The organism is Advenella kashmirensis W13003 (assembly GCF_000506985.1).
GTDB classification, from domain to species: domain Bacteria; phylum Pseudomonadota; class Gammaproteobacteria; order Burkholderiales; family Burkholderiaceae_B; genus Advenella; species Advenella kashmirensis_A.
In genome coordinates this window covers 325,180-338,595 of the sequence record NZ_KI650979.1, presented here as the reverse complement: position 1 = coordinate 338,595, position 13,416 = coordinate 325,180, and the positions used below count along the sequence as shown (strand labels likewise).

Here is a 13,416-nt window from a genome sequence, read left to right as displayed (position 1 = left end):
TCAACGGCAATTGAATTTTGACCCCTTTATTGCCGAAATCGGCAATCGAATAATGACCCCTACTTTTGCTCAGGTTTGTGGGCCCTCAGCAATCCCGAACGACGTTTTTCCCGCAAGCGGTAGCTCTCTCCTCTGATTTGCACGATGTGTGCATGATGTAAAAGCCGATCCAGCATGGCAGACACTAAAGCGTCGTTTCCTCCAAACAAGTCACCCCATTGACCGAATGGCAAGTTGGACGTGATGATGACTGATCCTGCCTCATAGCGTTTAGCGATCACCTGGAAAAACAAGTTGGCCTGATCGCCCGTCATAGGTAAGTAGCCGATTTCATCGACAATGAGCAAGCTTGGCTCATGAATGGAGCGTTGCAGGAACGGTTTGTAACGTCCTTGGCGCTGAGCTGTTTCCAGCTGCAGCAACAGGTCGGCTGCACCGATGAACTTGACCTTCAGTCCTGCCTGCGTTGCCAAGTATCCCAAGGCAATGGCCAGATGCGTTTTACCGACGCCGCTGGGGCCCAGTAGCATGATGTTCTCACGCCGCTCAATGAACGCCAGTGAGGCCAACTGCAGGATGACGTCCTTGGGCACCCCTGTCGCCACAGCAAAGTCGAACGAATCCAGTGTCTTGATGGCTGGGAAACCGGCCATCCGTGTCATCGTTTGCTGGCTGCGCGCACGACGCGCCTGGCATTCAGCACGCAGCACGGCTTCAAGATAGTCGGCATACGGTTGTTCGGCTTGTGCTGCCGATTGGGCCAAGCCTGGCCAGTCAGTGGCGATCGCCGCCAACTTCAACTGTTCGCACAGACTATGAATGCGCTCTGGAGCTAAAGTCATAATGACTCCGTCAGGTAGGCGTCATAGACGGATAGATCGTGATGCAAAGGCAGCCGATCCAGTCGTATGTGTGGACTCGAACCGCAATACGCTGGCACACTGGGTTTAGGTTGACCCCAAGGCGGTTGTAGCCGCTGCAACTGTTCCTGCTCGGCTTGCCACCGATCAACAGGCCGAGCCCGCAAGCCTCGGTGTTCACGACAGTTGGCCGTCTCCAATAGCCAACGGCGCACCGCCTCGTTGGCCCCGGGCGCATCAACTTGTAGGCCCGCTGGCTTAAGCATCGAGCTGTAGGGGACGTAAAAGCTATGGCGCAGGTAGTGAATAAAGCGTTCTACCTTACCCTTGGTCTGCGGGCGATAAGGCGCGCACAACTTCGGTATGAACCCGTGATGCTTGGCAAAGTTCCATAATCCCGGATGAAAGCGGTGCTGACTCTGGCCATAGGCATCTCGCGCGAGCACCACAGACTTCATGTTGTCGTAGAGCACCTGGCGGGGCACACCGCCGAAATAGTCAAATGCGGCTTCATGGCAATCGATCAACGTCTTGAATTGCTCGTCTTGCACGAAGCGCACAAAGCTCATTCTGCGGTAGCCTAAAACGGCGACAAACGCAGATAGTCTGTTTCTACCACGCCGAAATACCGCCCAGTCAACTTGCATCTGACGACCCGCTTCGGTCTCGAAGCGAATAATCGGTTCCTCCTTAGCGGCTGGCTTGAACTGACAGACATACTGCCTGACCAGGCGTTCACCACCTGTGTAGCCCTGCATCCGAATCTCGCGGTACAGGACTGCGGCGGGAATCCAGTCCGGCAATGCGTCTTGAAGCCGAGAGCAGATGTAGTCCTCAAATGGCGATAGTTTAGTTGGCTTGGCCGCACGAGCAGCGTACTGTGGCCGGCTATCGGGCTGCCGCACATACTTGCGAACGGTGTTCCTCGCTAAACCTGTGCGCCGAACAATCTCTTTAATGCCAAGTCCTTGCTTGGCCAATATCTGTACTTCCATTGATGTTTCCTGTGACAGCATTCTGCGATTTCCTTGGGTTCGGATACCGCAGAGAAATACACAGGGGTCAAAATTCATTTGCCGATGGGGGTCATTATTACAGTGCCGACGACACCGCGGCGAAACGCGACAAAGTCGCATTGCATCTGGCGACCCGGTGGCCTCTCAAAACGCACAACAGGGTCGGGGGCCGGTACCGGGCGATGTGCCTGCATGAACGCCTGAACGCTACGCAGTTGACCCTGATAACCTTGCGCCTTGAGTTCTCTCAGAGGCGCCGGGGCGGCAATCTGGTCGGGTTCGGCTGCCTGCATGCGTTGCACTATATACGTGTGAAACGGCTCCAACTTTGTTGGCCGCGCTTCACGCGGCTTGTAACGCGCCGTCTCTGGCGAGGCCAGATGCCGAGATACGGTATTGCGAGACATGCCCAAGCGACGCGAGATCTCGCGCAGTGATAAACCCTGGGCCTTGAGTACATGGATAGACATCCACTGGTCCTTCTGAAGCATCGTCGGCCTTCGCGCACAAAAGGTCAACTTTACGGGAAAGTGGCTCAGTTTTACTTTGCGCGGAGTGGCTCATTATTACTTGCGCGCAACAATCTTGGGTAAAATCGGCATAGACATAGAAATATGGAGTTGATACAAGTAGCTCACTTTTCAAGTAGCCCAAAGCGGCCTTCGTTAGGATTGCTGGTAAACACGGTCACAGTAAGGCGATTTTTCATACTCTCAGGTGGGTGTTGATTTTCTATAATTACAACTTGGCTATCTCTGCCATGGTGCTTTGCAAGATATTCATAGAAGCGATCTTTTAAATCAGTGCCTTTAAGAGCTAAATCATCTTCGCCCTCCGGTTTGAAGTAGGCGAGCAAAGGAGAATCGAGAGTGATAAATCCGGGATGTGATAGGCCTTTTTCCTGACAAAACTCAAGCAGTGCAACGCTTACAGCTGCATGTGTAATTGCACGTAGTCCCTTGCCGCGGCTGCCACGGGGTTTGCCATCAATGACAAAATCTGAACTTTGTTTATCGAAATAAACGTGTCCATCGCCCGGAAAATTCCACGCCTTGAGGATCGACGATATTTTTTTAGAGAGTGAGTGTGCGATTGACTCGGGAAGCCCGGATATTACATCGCCTTTTTCTTCTCTTGTGTCGCCTTCATCTTCCAATGCGCGCTTACGACTCTCAAGTTTGTCTTTTCTTGTGAACAGATCAATGGATTTTTGGATCTTAGAACGCGTCTCTATCAGTTCTGAAAATGAAATCTGGACGTCATTGACTTCGGGCCCAATTGTTTGCTGTATTGTTTTGTCTAGCGACTGGTAAGTGGCCTCTTTTTCCGCTAGCAATTCTTCAAGGCCAAATTCCTCAGTCTTAAGATCGGCAATAGTGTTATTCAATTCGTCTTTCAGCTTCTCAATCTTTGCAATCTCTGCGACAGCGGCGGTAACAATCGCACTAACGTCACCTTCGCAAGAGGCTTCCAGATGTTGTGCATTAGGCGTTGCACCACAAAGTGGGCAAGGAACTGAGTCAACATGAGTAAACATTGAGCCGCTTTCTTGGATCGCCTCAAGACGATGTATGTCAACGACGTAATGCTCTTGAAGCAAATTGAACCGTGAGAACATATCGGAAATTTCGCTTAGGCGATCTAGCGTATCAGTTCGCTCGTTGAGCGCTCGACGCCTTTGGGCCAGGAAGCTATCCAGTCGTTGCTGTACGACATTGAGCGAATCTCGATGACTTTTAATTGACGACTCGAGTCGCTCAAGCTGGGATTCAAGCTCGTCACGATTTCCTCCTATATCTTCGATTTCTATCTTGATATCTGTGAGCAGCTCATCAATCAGAGCGACCTGTTCCGTATTATTTTTACCGACTTCAATGGTTGAGATCACAGAAGAGTCATCTATACCAGTCAATAAGAGTTTGACAGTTGCTAATTCCGCTGTTTTGGTCGTGAACTGCCCGCTCCAAAACGGCGATCCTTTTTGCTGAATCTCGTCTTCCTGCACAAGGATAAGTCGGGCCAAATTCCTAAAGCTAAGACTTTGGGTCGTCGATTTGACGCTACTTTTTAGGATTTTTGTCCCCAAAAGTCCAATTTTCTCAAGCAAAAATCCCGAAAGATTGTCAGTTTTTCCGTGAGTATGGTTCTGTTTGAGTACTTCCTCATCCGAATCTGGTTTGGCAAGATTGATTAGCTTAAAATTTCCACCGGATGTGGATCGACGAAAGCGCCAATTTTCACCATTATTGATACTAAGGTCGAGTTCTATTTCGGCATATTTTGCTAATTCGGTAATTCCTCGAAGTTCCGAGCCGCCAAGCATGAAATCAATCGATTCAGCGAGGAAGGATTTTCCTGTGTCGGACGCACCACAAATTACATTTACTCCAGGTGCGAAGCTTAGGCTCGCCTCACGGCTTGGGCCTCTGAACAAAATTTTCCGAAGCTGCATATAATTATCGTTCAATGAGGCCTCCGGCCCGAGTTAATGATTTGGAATTGGCTTGACCATTGCTGGAAAAAACTATGTGTTATGCGTTGAATTTCCTCCGTTTTTATATCCTGAAATCTGCCTACAGCCCATTCCGCACGTTCTTTAAGTTGATGAGAGTAGCTTGAAGTTAAGGAAGCAACGAAGGGTGCAGCACTTTCTCCAGCAAGATAGCTAAAACCGTCGTTAGCCGGCACGCGCTGCACGAGACCGCGGCTCATCATTAAGGTTAAACCCTTTTCGATTAAACCGCGTCTCACTAGAAGCTCTCCTGCGCGCAATGGAAGAGGCGCATGAAGGCTCTGTGGACCGTCAGCATCTCCTGAATGGACCACTAGATAGTCCATCTCAACCAGCCGCTGCAGATCAAATGCTACTGGAAATGAAGCAACAAGGATCGCCAGCGAACGTATCCCTGTTTCGAGTGGGCTATTAAAGGGACTTGGGTATATAGAACTAGTCATTTTTCGGCATCCAAATTAGGCGGTCATCATTTGCAAGTTGATGACAAATTCCTTGTCGATCCTGGGTTTTTATCGAAGAAACCAGCGGATTTGAAGTCCCTGCGACAGCTGATGCTTGTGCTACCGTTGCCTTCATTCTTTCGAATCCAGTGGGATGGCTGTTTTCACAGATATCAATGACACCATGATAAATTTCGTCTTGTAACGAGTCAAATGTACCCTCCGGTACCGTATCTCTCGCAAAGTTTTTTAAGGATTCTGCGTGATAGAAACGTTCACGTTGCCGTAGGTAGTCACGTTTGATAATGTCGTGTGAATTCAGCGCTGTTGTGTCATGCAAGCGTGTTCCCAGATGGTCCCCATAAGCATCGAGGAGTTGGCGAATGTAGCGACTTTCGTTTTCGGTAGGTATGGGTGGAGGTGTAGTAGGATTTGGACGGGCAGGGAGTCCTCCACCAAAGCGAACAGCATGGAAAACAGTTTTGGAGTGTCCCTCTATTATTTCAACTAGCGATCGGGATGTGAACACTGAAAAGTCAAAGGCGTCTAGATGGCTTTTTAGGCCACCTGTTAGTGATATGGTTACTGTTGAGGTGATTCCGTTGAGGCAATATTTATCCCAATTTTCGATCGTTTTTGCTTTCAGTTCCGCTGGCTTGTTCAATAGCTTTTCAAGGCTAGTCCCAATTCCTTGGGAGCAGACGAAATAATGCTTACGTGGAGCGGTGTACTCACCTCTGTATGAGTAATAAATAATCTTCCCGATTTCTACCCAAACATCTCCTGGTCGTAGTGCGTGATCATATCGCTTGCATTGATAGTTATCCCATTCTCCTTCAAATCCTTGTTCTGAAAAAAAACCGGCAATATCAACTCCCAAGTCGCCAGACCCACCGAAGCGCCGGACTCTGGAGTAATCACTTTTTAGAGAGCTCGCCCATTCCTCTGTGAATTCCTCCCATTCGTCGGGGCTGAAAAATCTGATTCGTATAACCTTGGGAATTGGTACGCCGACTTGAACATGCAATGGAGATGATTCCCCATTCAATAATTTTGGTTGGATTTTCTTGAGGTCAGAATCAGAGATCATTGAATGTTCCTGTTTCGTTAGCTACGGCTATCCGGCAGCGACGTCCTCCTTGCATGGGTTTTACCATGTTCTGAGACCGCTGATACGCCTTGATTTCGTTGCCAGCGAGCGTTTTCAACTGTTTCTGGGACAGGTCGTCGGCGCCCAAGGTCTCAAGAATGAAGACAGAGTCGCCGTTGTACTCTTCGTCGTCGCACGGTTGACGGATTGCCGTACTTAAACGAAAGGATCCTTGTGCATGGACTTGCGGGTTATAGGCGAGGACAGTGGGCTGTGGGCGATGTAGCCATGCTCCGAGCGAAGGGTAGCTGCGGCTGGCTTTGTCATAGCGCATATCACTGATCGCAAGTGCGGCAAGGTAATCTTCATCGACTCTAGTCAGCATGGTGAGTTGTCCTTTAACTGATATTTAATTGAATGTATCAAAAATTAACAGAGTGGTGTTGCTTTTGAAACTCTTCACCTAATCAAACCATGGCGTCTCTGTGTATATGCAGACCGCGCTGCTCTAGGCTTCGCCAGCCTTCCTACGGCCCGTCCTCCCCCTTCGGGCCTGCGAGCTGGCGCTTACGTGTACTCTGCACCCAAAGATCTGGCCTTTGCCTGCTCAACCATCTTTCCTGACTTCATCACCTTATTCGCGACTGTAGCTCCTGTCCGCGTAGCTCTTAGCTCTTCATCATAAATGGGGGACAAGCGGTATTCATTAAACTTGTTTTAGCAAGAACATGGCTTAATGGAAGTAATACTGATGTCCCCCGTAAATTCTATACTAGGATTGACTGGTGTTGTAGTCGAGCGCGTGCAACACCTTCGAGATATTCACGTCTGGACCCGGCCTGGACAGCGCCCACCCTGCCTGCATTGCCGGCACAAGACGGTCCGGATCAAGGCGACCTACCAGCGCGCGTTCTAGCACACCCGCCAGGGTAATCGATTGATGATTGTGCACCAGAGCGTGTCTACTGAGCCTGCCTAAATACCACTGCACCACCTGGAGGTCTTTGAGGCCCACGACGGCGGCGTCAGCCAGCGCAAGCTGACTTGTGCGCACCGCATCGGCAGCGCCGCGGTCGAGCGCTGGTATCAGTCCTTCGTTAAGCAGAAAGTCTCGAAGCTGTCAGGCCGATCGTGCCCGCAGATACTGGGCATCGACGAGCATTTCTTCAGCCGCAAGGACGGCTACGCGACCACGCTGGTCGATCTGAAGAACCATAAAGCCTTTGGTGTGGCGTTTTTCCAAATCGATGGCATCACCGGAGGCTTCCATACTAAAATGGAAATGCTCTCGCGTCGTGCGTATGGGTTTAGGAATTTTGAGAATTACCGCTTGCGAGTCTTGGCTCAATGCGGTTGGAATGGAGTGATTAACAGAGTTTGGTGAGTACCATCCCCGTTTATGGTGTAGAGTCCGCAATTTTAGAAGATCCCCCCGGTATCGGAGTAAGAATGGGAATCGCGCTAAATCATTGTATTTCCTAGGGATTTAACTGTCGTGCCCGGGGCCGGAATCGAACCGGCAGGCTTTGCGGCGGGGGATTTTGAGTCGGTAATTTACAGTGTTCATACAGGGAAATGGGGCGAATTCTAGCGTAGGTTGAAATAGGTAAAACTAGTTTCAAATCAGTAGGTTAGCGTATTTTGCCTGACTGGCTGAAAACTGGTCACTGTACCTGTACTGTACCTGTACTTAACTGAAAAAATCAGTGTGAAGCGAGTAACAATCACGCTGGTCACTAGCTCCGACTTTAGCTGCCTTGAAGCTGCTGGAAGAGATTTCTAGCTCTCATTAGTCCACAAAGGGACAAGCTCTTTCATACACTTGAGAGGCCTTGACTCGAACTCAGGTTCTGTGAGTACCGTCAAGTGTATTGGAGCGCCGTACATTCTCGTTGCGCTCACAAGCACCTCCCGCAAAGCATAGTAAGTTTCTATCATGGAACCGGTTTTTTTGCCGAGTACGGCGAGTATGTCAATGTCCTGAAATTCTTCTCCTCGAAACGCGGATCCGAAACCATAGACAGAACTAAGCCTGCTCTCGACTAAAGTAATAGTTTGGATTGCCTTTCTGGTCTCGTTGATGATATCCCCAATATTCGCTGGCCCAAAGAGCACCCGACATTTCATTTGTGACATAAAGTCCTATACGCTCAGAAAGACAAAATTCCTTTGCTTGCTCCGTGTAACCGCACCACCCGCCACCAATATAAATAATTGATGGCTTTCCGAATTCATGGATAACACGATGTACTGCGGTAAGCCCCATCGCGTACTCGTTGAGACATATTATGGAAAGATGATCTTGCTGTTGACGTCGATCTAATTCGAACGCGATATCGTGATGCCGGCTGAGGTTGAGAAAGTTTCCGTGGCTTCGAATAAGTCGCTCGAGCCATGAAATCTGGGCAAAGCTCACATTCCAAGTATTGCTTCCGTTCTGGCTCATGGTTGCATCGCTTTCTCAAACTCTTGGGGGAAGAGTGGGTAATTGTCTAACCTAGTGTATTGGTGTTGCTCAAAGGCCTTAGCGTGATTTTTAAATAAGAAAAATAGATATATTTCTGCTTTGCTGAGTAGCCTAAAGTTTGCGCCGATTGTATTGATGATTTCAATATTATTGGGGACGATCGTATCAAGTTTTCGCAACGTCCAAATTTCATTCATGTTTGATCCGGGATCTGTTTTTGCCACTGAGGATTGCGGCCCTATAGTGGCCCACAGCGCATGGTTTTCAGCAAGTAGGAATGTTATGTGTTTCTTTAATTCTTCAGAGTTCTGAAAAATTTTTGCCATGCCATTGGAACGAATGCTAGCCTCGTGAGATCTTTTCCATAAATGAAGCGTTTCCGTTGAGTAGGTTCCCGATGGAGCTTTGTCGATCGTACGATGACACGTTGGGCACAGAAGAATTAGGTTTTCATACTCATCACTTCCTCCGCCGGCCACTCCTCGTGGGCCAGTAGGGCTACTGGCAATAACATGAGCCATCTCGCCAACATTGAAGCCACGAATACCCTCGAGCAGGACGGTCAGATCTTCCCGGCAGCCAGGATTTGAGCAAATTCCGGCTGCACGGCCCCAGAGCAGCTTTACCGTGTTGTCACTAATTGCCATGGTTAAGCGACTCCATATGCTTCAAGTGCCGGATGGATGTCTACAGTAGATATCCATATGGCTGCCCTAGTAATGAATAAAGTAGATAACAGTGAGTTCCTAATCTTCCACAATCGCATGTGGCTTTCATTTGGCGAGGAGGATAAATTTTGCGACCCAAACAATTTATTTTCTCGTTTGGCTACGTAGTGACTCTACAGCCTTAGTCAGAGCTGCAACATTTGGAGCTTGTGTTCCCCAATCCTTCCAGAAATCTCGGGTTGCACTATCAGGAACTATGGTGGGCAAGTCCAGTTTGATACGAGAGGGTAGTAGAACCGCGTCGCCTAGCATTAAGGCTTCGCCTGTATCTAGTAAAGGGAGCACGCTAGTCAAGCCGGCTAAGGAATCGGGCATCAAGCGCTTAATTACTCCCTGGTCTGCATCGTTGGTTAATCTCAAAGACAAAAAGTTGTTGCATTGACTTAATATTGTTCTACTAACGTCTGACGGGCGCTGACTAACGACTAACAATGAAAAGCCGTACTTCCGGCCTTCTTTGGCAATACGCTCGAAAGCCCCCAAGGCTTGACGCTGAACAGCATCAGCATCGTCACGTACCGGAAGGTAGAGGTGAGCCTCATCGCAAAGCAATGTGACCGGCGTGCGATCACGTCCGGCCATCCAGAACTGCACGTCATAGAGTAGTCGAGCAAGAGTTCCTGTGACTACCGGTAAGACATCTGATGGCACCTCTGAGAAGTCGATTATTTTTATGCCCTTTCCTCCGTTCGAACCAAGCAATTTTGCAATTTGTCCGGCGAGCCAATCGTAGGCGATTGCAGGGGGTGGCGGGGAGAACATAAATCCATACCGTCGATCCTCCAATTTTGCTTCCATGCGAGAGATAAATCTCGTCAGCTTGTCTTCCCATTCACCTTTAACAGGACCGTTTTTGCCGACGCCCTTGGTGGTATTGTCTATGTTTAAGAGATCCAGTAGGTCCTTTATCTCGTACGGAACTGGAGAGTCAACAGTAAAGGTTTGCGCTACGTCATCTTTGCCTTCTGCTTTGAGCGTTCGCTCTTTTAAAGTGCGTACATGAGACGTGAACCTAGAAGCTTGATTGGGCGCATTTTGATCGCTACGGTCGAGAATCATTGACAGCATCTCATCTCGATTCAACAGCCAATAGGGAAGGAACAACGCGTCGTCGGCTGGCTGAGCCAAGTCCCCGGGGCCTGCGATGCGCAGTCTGCTGGCAAAGCCGCCCTTGCTCTCATCCGACAGCGGTGCATACTCTCCGTGCATATCAAACACAAGGATATTAGGGTACTTGAGCTGGGCTGCCCGCTCGAGAATTAATGCCACTGCATAACTTTTTCCCGAACCAGTACTTCCCAGAATCGCGGCATGTCTTTGGAAAAACTTATCGCCACTGGCAATAGCCTCTGCGGTTCTATCAGCAACAAAAGCTCCCAGCTTTAGTCTTTCGTTCGGCGGGTAGTCGGCGCCAAGTATTCCCATGAATCGTTGAAGATTTGCACCTTCTATGACATAACACTCGCGATCAATCTGTGGAAAACTATCAGCGCCGCGTTTAAACGTATTTTTCTTTTCCCCATCTACGGTGCGAAAAGTTCCAATCAATGCGCCTCTTACCGCATCGGTAGGTACAGCTGTTAGTGGTAAGTCCTCGCCATCCGCAGGCAATTGGTCAGGTAGCGCATCGCTTAGGATGCGTGTGACCCGTTCTGTAATTGCAATTAGGAATTCGCGCTCGGTACTACCCTTAATTGCGATTAGGTTACCTATACCTATTCTGGTCAATAACACTGAGTTAGATACATCGACGGCGACTTGGCTTGTATCGACCGAAGACACTCGGCCAAGCAACTCAGCTTCGGAAAATTGTAGTGCTGCGGGTGTGGCTGTCATGGTTCAAGTACCTCCGTAACAAAGGAATCAACATCCCATATTGCAATATTTGGGAAGAAAAACTCTTGCTGTTCAATTATGGCGTTCGTGCCGGTGACTCCAGATTTCTGGGCGTGCTCAAGAGCAATAACTCTCGGGAATTTGAATGCAAAATCTCTTGCCACGGCAGATAACGAATGCGTCAGCATCAATGTTGGTTTGCCAGCCCTGATGCTGGGCGACAAATGCGTTTCTAAATGGTCGTCGTTAAATCCGTACCCCAAGACTAAGAATCGACTTGCTCGGTCAATTGCTTCGTTTGCCTTGGACCGATGGTGGTCAAAAGGGCTTTCGTAGCCGTTACGAAACTTATTGTGTCCTGGCGTTATTATTAGGCGGCTGACTCCAGTTAATTCTCCGGCATAGAATACCGGACGCCCGTTTCTTGCGTACCAGTCAAGACTTCCGTGAGGTTTGCAAACGATAGCTCTGTGTCTGAACTGTAAAGAGGCCGCTCTCCGGGGTTTCATAGTGATTCCCCGACAGAAGCTCATCCGGCTTTCATTTTCGTTTAGCTGGCCGGCGAAGCGCCCGGTAAACATCGTATCAGCCCCCAGATCCGCCTCTTCCGCGGCGATTTCTACTAACCGGTCATAATTTGTAGTGACAATCGTTAGTCCAGAGGGCGGCTTAACGAGGTGCGAAAGCAGTCGAGTAAGTCGCAGTTTTCGCTTTCCAGAAAATACCTCAGATATAACCGATCGTTCACGCTCAGATATTAGCTCTGCCGTAGCAGAAGAAATGGCTGTTTCGAGGGCAGGTGTTGGAGGCATCGCTAAGAGCGCCGCCTCCAGGCCTTTGCTCAAAATTAATCGCCCTATCTCTTTCCACGCAGTCGAATCATCTTCTTCTAAATTAGAACCAATATTGGTGAGCAAGTAATTTGCTAGTTCCCCCATCCCCGGAAGGCCCTCAGCGCAGGAGAGGCCGGAACCAACCACCGTAACCATTCCATCGCTGAGGTGCTCTTGAAGGCGTAATTTGACGCTATGAAGCTCCATCCGGTCCTCTCGTCCTTGAAGGTCTTATTTAAACTAGCTAAAGATCGTGTTGACGCCCACGTCAAAGTTTTTAAATGATTGTGTAATACAGAGCCCGGCGAAAGCCTATCCTACACTAGCTTCAACCACCTATATTTTCTTCGTCATGACTAAGCTTTTGGGCTTGCCAAGGCACTACGCGGTTGCACAAATTCTTCGAGGTCAATGTCCCCGTTGATGAACCGTTGAGCATGTTCTTCATCTGCTGCACTGAGCGAGAACCCCTCCAAACCGACTGATGCGCGAGCGTAATGGACGGCCGCTACACGCCGGTCGCGCTCGGCACCGGATATCGTTTTACTTAGTTCTGTTTCGTGCGAACTCATCTCAGCCATGGTTGTCTCCCGTGCTTTAGGTAACGTTAGTTTACAAGATGTGATATTTTTTTTGGTGTTTCGTCCAGAAAATAGGCGAAAAGGTTTCACGCAGAAATTGTCTTGCTTTTCTGCCTATCAATAGGTTTTCCCGATTGACAGCGATACTGGCTTCCCGTTGGTGAGTGTACTTCCCAAAGAGGCTTTGCCTCTCTGGGCTCTCCACCCTCGCCGGCGGGAGCCTCGGGGGCAGGGGTTACGGGCCGATGGCCCTGAACACCTCCCCCGGGGCGCAGCGTGTGGGCACTCCTGCCGCGTCAAGGGGTCGTGTCCTCGCCCGTAGGCCTGCGGGCCGAACCTACCCCTTGACTCGTCATCCGCGCTGTCTATGGCGCAATTCAGCATGCGTGTGGTGATTCTGGCTGGAAGAGGTATCAAGGGCGGGACCTGAGGCCTCAGCCAGTCCGGCAAGAACGGAAGCGGGACGCAACCGTCAGGCGCAAGCGGGTCAAGCAGCTCTTGCCCGAGTTTCTGGGACTGCTGGAGCAATTTGCCCAAAGCCCGGCGCGGGTGCTGGCCAGCACGCTTAAGTCGTGGCTGGAGCCTATTGTGAGGGTGTGGCGGTTCTCTAAGTCAAATGGCATCACCGAGGGCTTCCATACTAAAATGGAAATGCTCTCGCGTCGTGCGTATGGGTTCAGGAATTTTGAGAATTACAGCTTACGAGTATTAGCTCAATGCGGTTGGAATGGAGTGATTCACAGAGTTTGGTGAGTACCCATCCCTCGTTTATGGTGTAGAGCCGAAATGTCTAAATTCCATTGTAAGTTCTTGATTTACAATGGTGCCCGGGGCCGGAATCGAACCGGCACGCCTTGCGGCGGGGGATTTTGAGTCCCCTGCGTCTACCAATTTCACCACCCGGGCAGGTATGGAGGGTATGTTGCAGAGATAAGAGCGGAATTATACCCATATTCTTCCCCACGCACCACTCCCACGCCCCACGACAAAAAAATTCCCCATTCCCGCCTCAAAACCCCACTTTCCCCCTTGAAAACCCTCCCACTATCC

At 49.7% G+C, this 13,416-nt stretch carries 14 protein-coding genes, 1 tRNA gene and 2 pseudogenes; 2 read left to right on the top strand and 15 right to left on the bottom strand.

Annotated features, from left to right (window positions below):
* Nucleotides 1–59: 59 nt before the first annotated feature.
* From istB to W822_RS46580, 9 genes and pseudogenes are all read right to left on the bottom strand, one after another.
* Nucleotides 60–842, bottom strand: a complete 783-nt coding sequence (istB, locus tag W822_RS25760) for an IS21-like element helper ATPase IstB (RefSeq protein ID WP_024003384.1) — start codon at nucleotides 840–842, stop codon at nucleotides 60–62.
* Entirely contained in the window at nucleotides 839–1,876 is a 1,038-nt protein-coding gene (gene istA / locus W822_RS25755) for an IS21 family transposase (RefSeq protein WP_024003383.1), read from the bottom strand. Before istA ends, istB begins: the two co-directional genes overlap by 4 nt.
* A 92-nt stretch (nucleotides 1,877–1,968) precedes the next feature.
* Nucleotides 1,969–2,367 (bottom strand): annotated as a pseudogene (locus tag W822_RS25750) (helix-turn-helix domain-containing protein); the annotation flags it as partial.
* A gap of 143 nt (nucleotides 2,368–2,510) precedes the next feature.
* Nucleotides 2,511–4,343, bottom strand: coding sequence for an SMC family protein (locus W822_RS25745; RefSeq protein ID WP_024003381.1), 1,833 nt, complete (start codon nucleotides 4,341–4,343; stop codon nucleotides 2,511–2,513).
* Nucleotides 4,340–4,831, bottom strand: a complete 492-nt coding sequence (locus W822_RS25740) for an ABC-three component system middle component 2 (RefSeq protein ID WP_024003380.1) — start codon at nucleotides 4,829–4,831, stop codon at nucleotides 4,340–4,342. The genes W822_RS25745 and W822_RS25740 overlap by 4 nt, the downstream gene beginning before the upstream one ends.
* On the bottom strand, nucleotides 4,824–5,921 hold the full coding sequence (locus W822_RS25735; RefSeq protein ID WP_024003379.1) for an ABC-three component system protein: 1,098 nt from the start codon (nucleotides 5,919–5,921) through the stop codon (nucleotides 4,824–4,826). Before W822_RS25735 ends, W822_RS25740 begins: the two co-directional genes overlap by 8 nt.
* Nucleotides 5,911–6,306 (bottom strand): nucleotidyltransferase family protein, encoded by a 396-nt coding sequence (locus W822_RS25730; protein ID WP_024003378.1) that lies wholly within the window; start codon nucleotides 6,304–6,306, stop codon nucleotides 5,911–5,913. Before W822_RS25730 ends, W822_RS25735 begins: the two co-directional genes overlap by 11 nt.
* Before the next feature lie 387 nt (nucleotides 6,307–6,693).
* Nucleotides 6,694–6,975, bottom strand: coding sequence for a hypothetical protein (locus W822_RS46655; RefSeq protein WP_031242012.1), 282 nt, complete (start codon nucleotides 6,973–6,975; stop codon nucleotides 6,694–6,696).
* Between the two features lie 66 nt (nucleotides 6,976–7,041).
* Nucleotides 7,042–7,191, bottom strand: a complete 150-nt coding sequence (locus tag W822_RS46580; protein WP_024003376.1) for a hypothetical protein — start codon at nucleotides 7,189–7,191, stop codon at nucleotides 7,042–7,044.
* Between W822_RS46580 and W822_RS46770 the strand changes: the two are divergent.
* Nucleotides 7,171–7,305 (top strand): annotated as a pseudogene (locus W822_RS46770) (transposase); the annotation flags it as partial. The gene W822_RS46580 and the pseudogene W822_RS46770 overlap by 21 nt on opposite strands.
* A 642-nt stretch (nucleotides 7,306–7,947) precedes the next feature.
* Here W822_RS46770 and W822_RS46280 read toward each other — a convergent pair.
* From W822_RS46280 to W822_RS25705, 5 genes are all read right to left on the bottom strand, one after another.
* Entirely contained in the window at nucleotides 7,948–8,367 is a 420-nt protein-coding gene (locus W822_RS46280) for a hypothetical protein (RefSeq protein ID WP_155848064.1), read from the bottom strand.
* Nucleotides 8,364–9,035, bottom strand: coding sequence for an HNH endonuclease signature motif containing protein (locus W822_RS25720; RefSeq protein WP_024003374.1), 672 nt, complete (start codon nucleotides 9,033–9,035; stop codon nucleotides 8,364–8,366). Before W822_RS25720 ends, W822_RS46280 begins: the two co-directional genes overlap by 4 nt.
* 165 nt (nucleotides 9,036–9,200) lie before the next feature.
* Nucleotides 9,201–10,952, bottom strand: coding sequence for an ATP-binding protein (locus W822_RS25715; RefSeq protein ID WP_024003373.1), 1,752 nt, complete (start codon nucleotides 10,950–10,952; stop codon nucleotides 9,201–9,203).
* The gene (locus W822_RS25710) at nucleotides 10,949–11,992 is read right to left on the bottom strand and encodes an SIR2 family protein (RefSeq protein ID WP_024003372.1); all 1,044 of its coding nucleotides are present in this window, start codon (nucleotides 11,990–11,992) and stop codon (nucleotides 10,949–10,951) included. The genes W822_RS25715 and W822_RS25710 overlap by 4 nt, the downstream gene beginning before the upstream one ends.
* Nucleotides 11,993–12,141: 149 nt before the next feature.
* Complete coding sequence (locus tag W822_RS25705) at nucleotides 12,142–12,366, bottom strand: antitoxin VbhA family protein (RefSeq protein WP_024003371.1); 225 nt, start codon at nucleotides 12,364–12,366, stop codon at nucleotides 12,142–12,144.
* A gap of 354 nt (nucleotides 12,367–12,720) precedes the next feature.
* On the opposite strand from W822_RS25705, the gene W822_RS46275 reads away from it, so the two are divergent.
* The gene (locus W822_RS46275) at nucleotides 12,721–13,119 is read left to right on the top strand and encodes a transposase (protein ID WP_081724248.1); all 399 of its coding nucleotides are present in this window, start codon (nucleotides 12,721–12,723) and stop codon (nucleotides 13,117–13,119) included.
* A gap of 68 nt (nucleotides 13,120–13,187) precedes the next feature.
* Here W822_RS46275 and W822_RS25700 read toward each other — a convergent pair.
* Nucleotides 13,188–13,272: transfer RNA gene (locus W822_RS25700), tRNA-Leu, on the bottom strand.
* Nucleotides 13,273–13,416 lie beyond the last annotated feature (144 nt).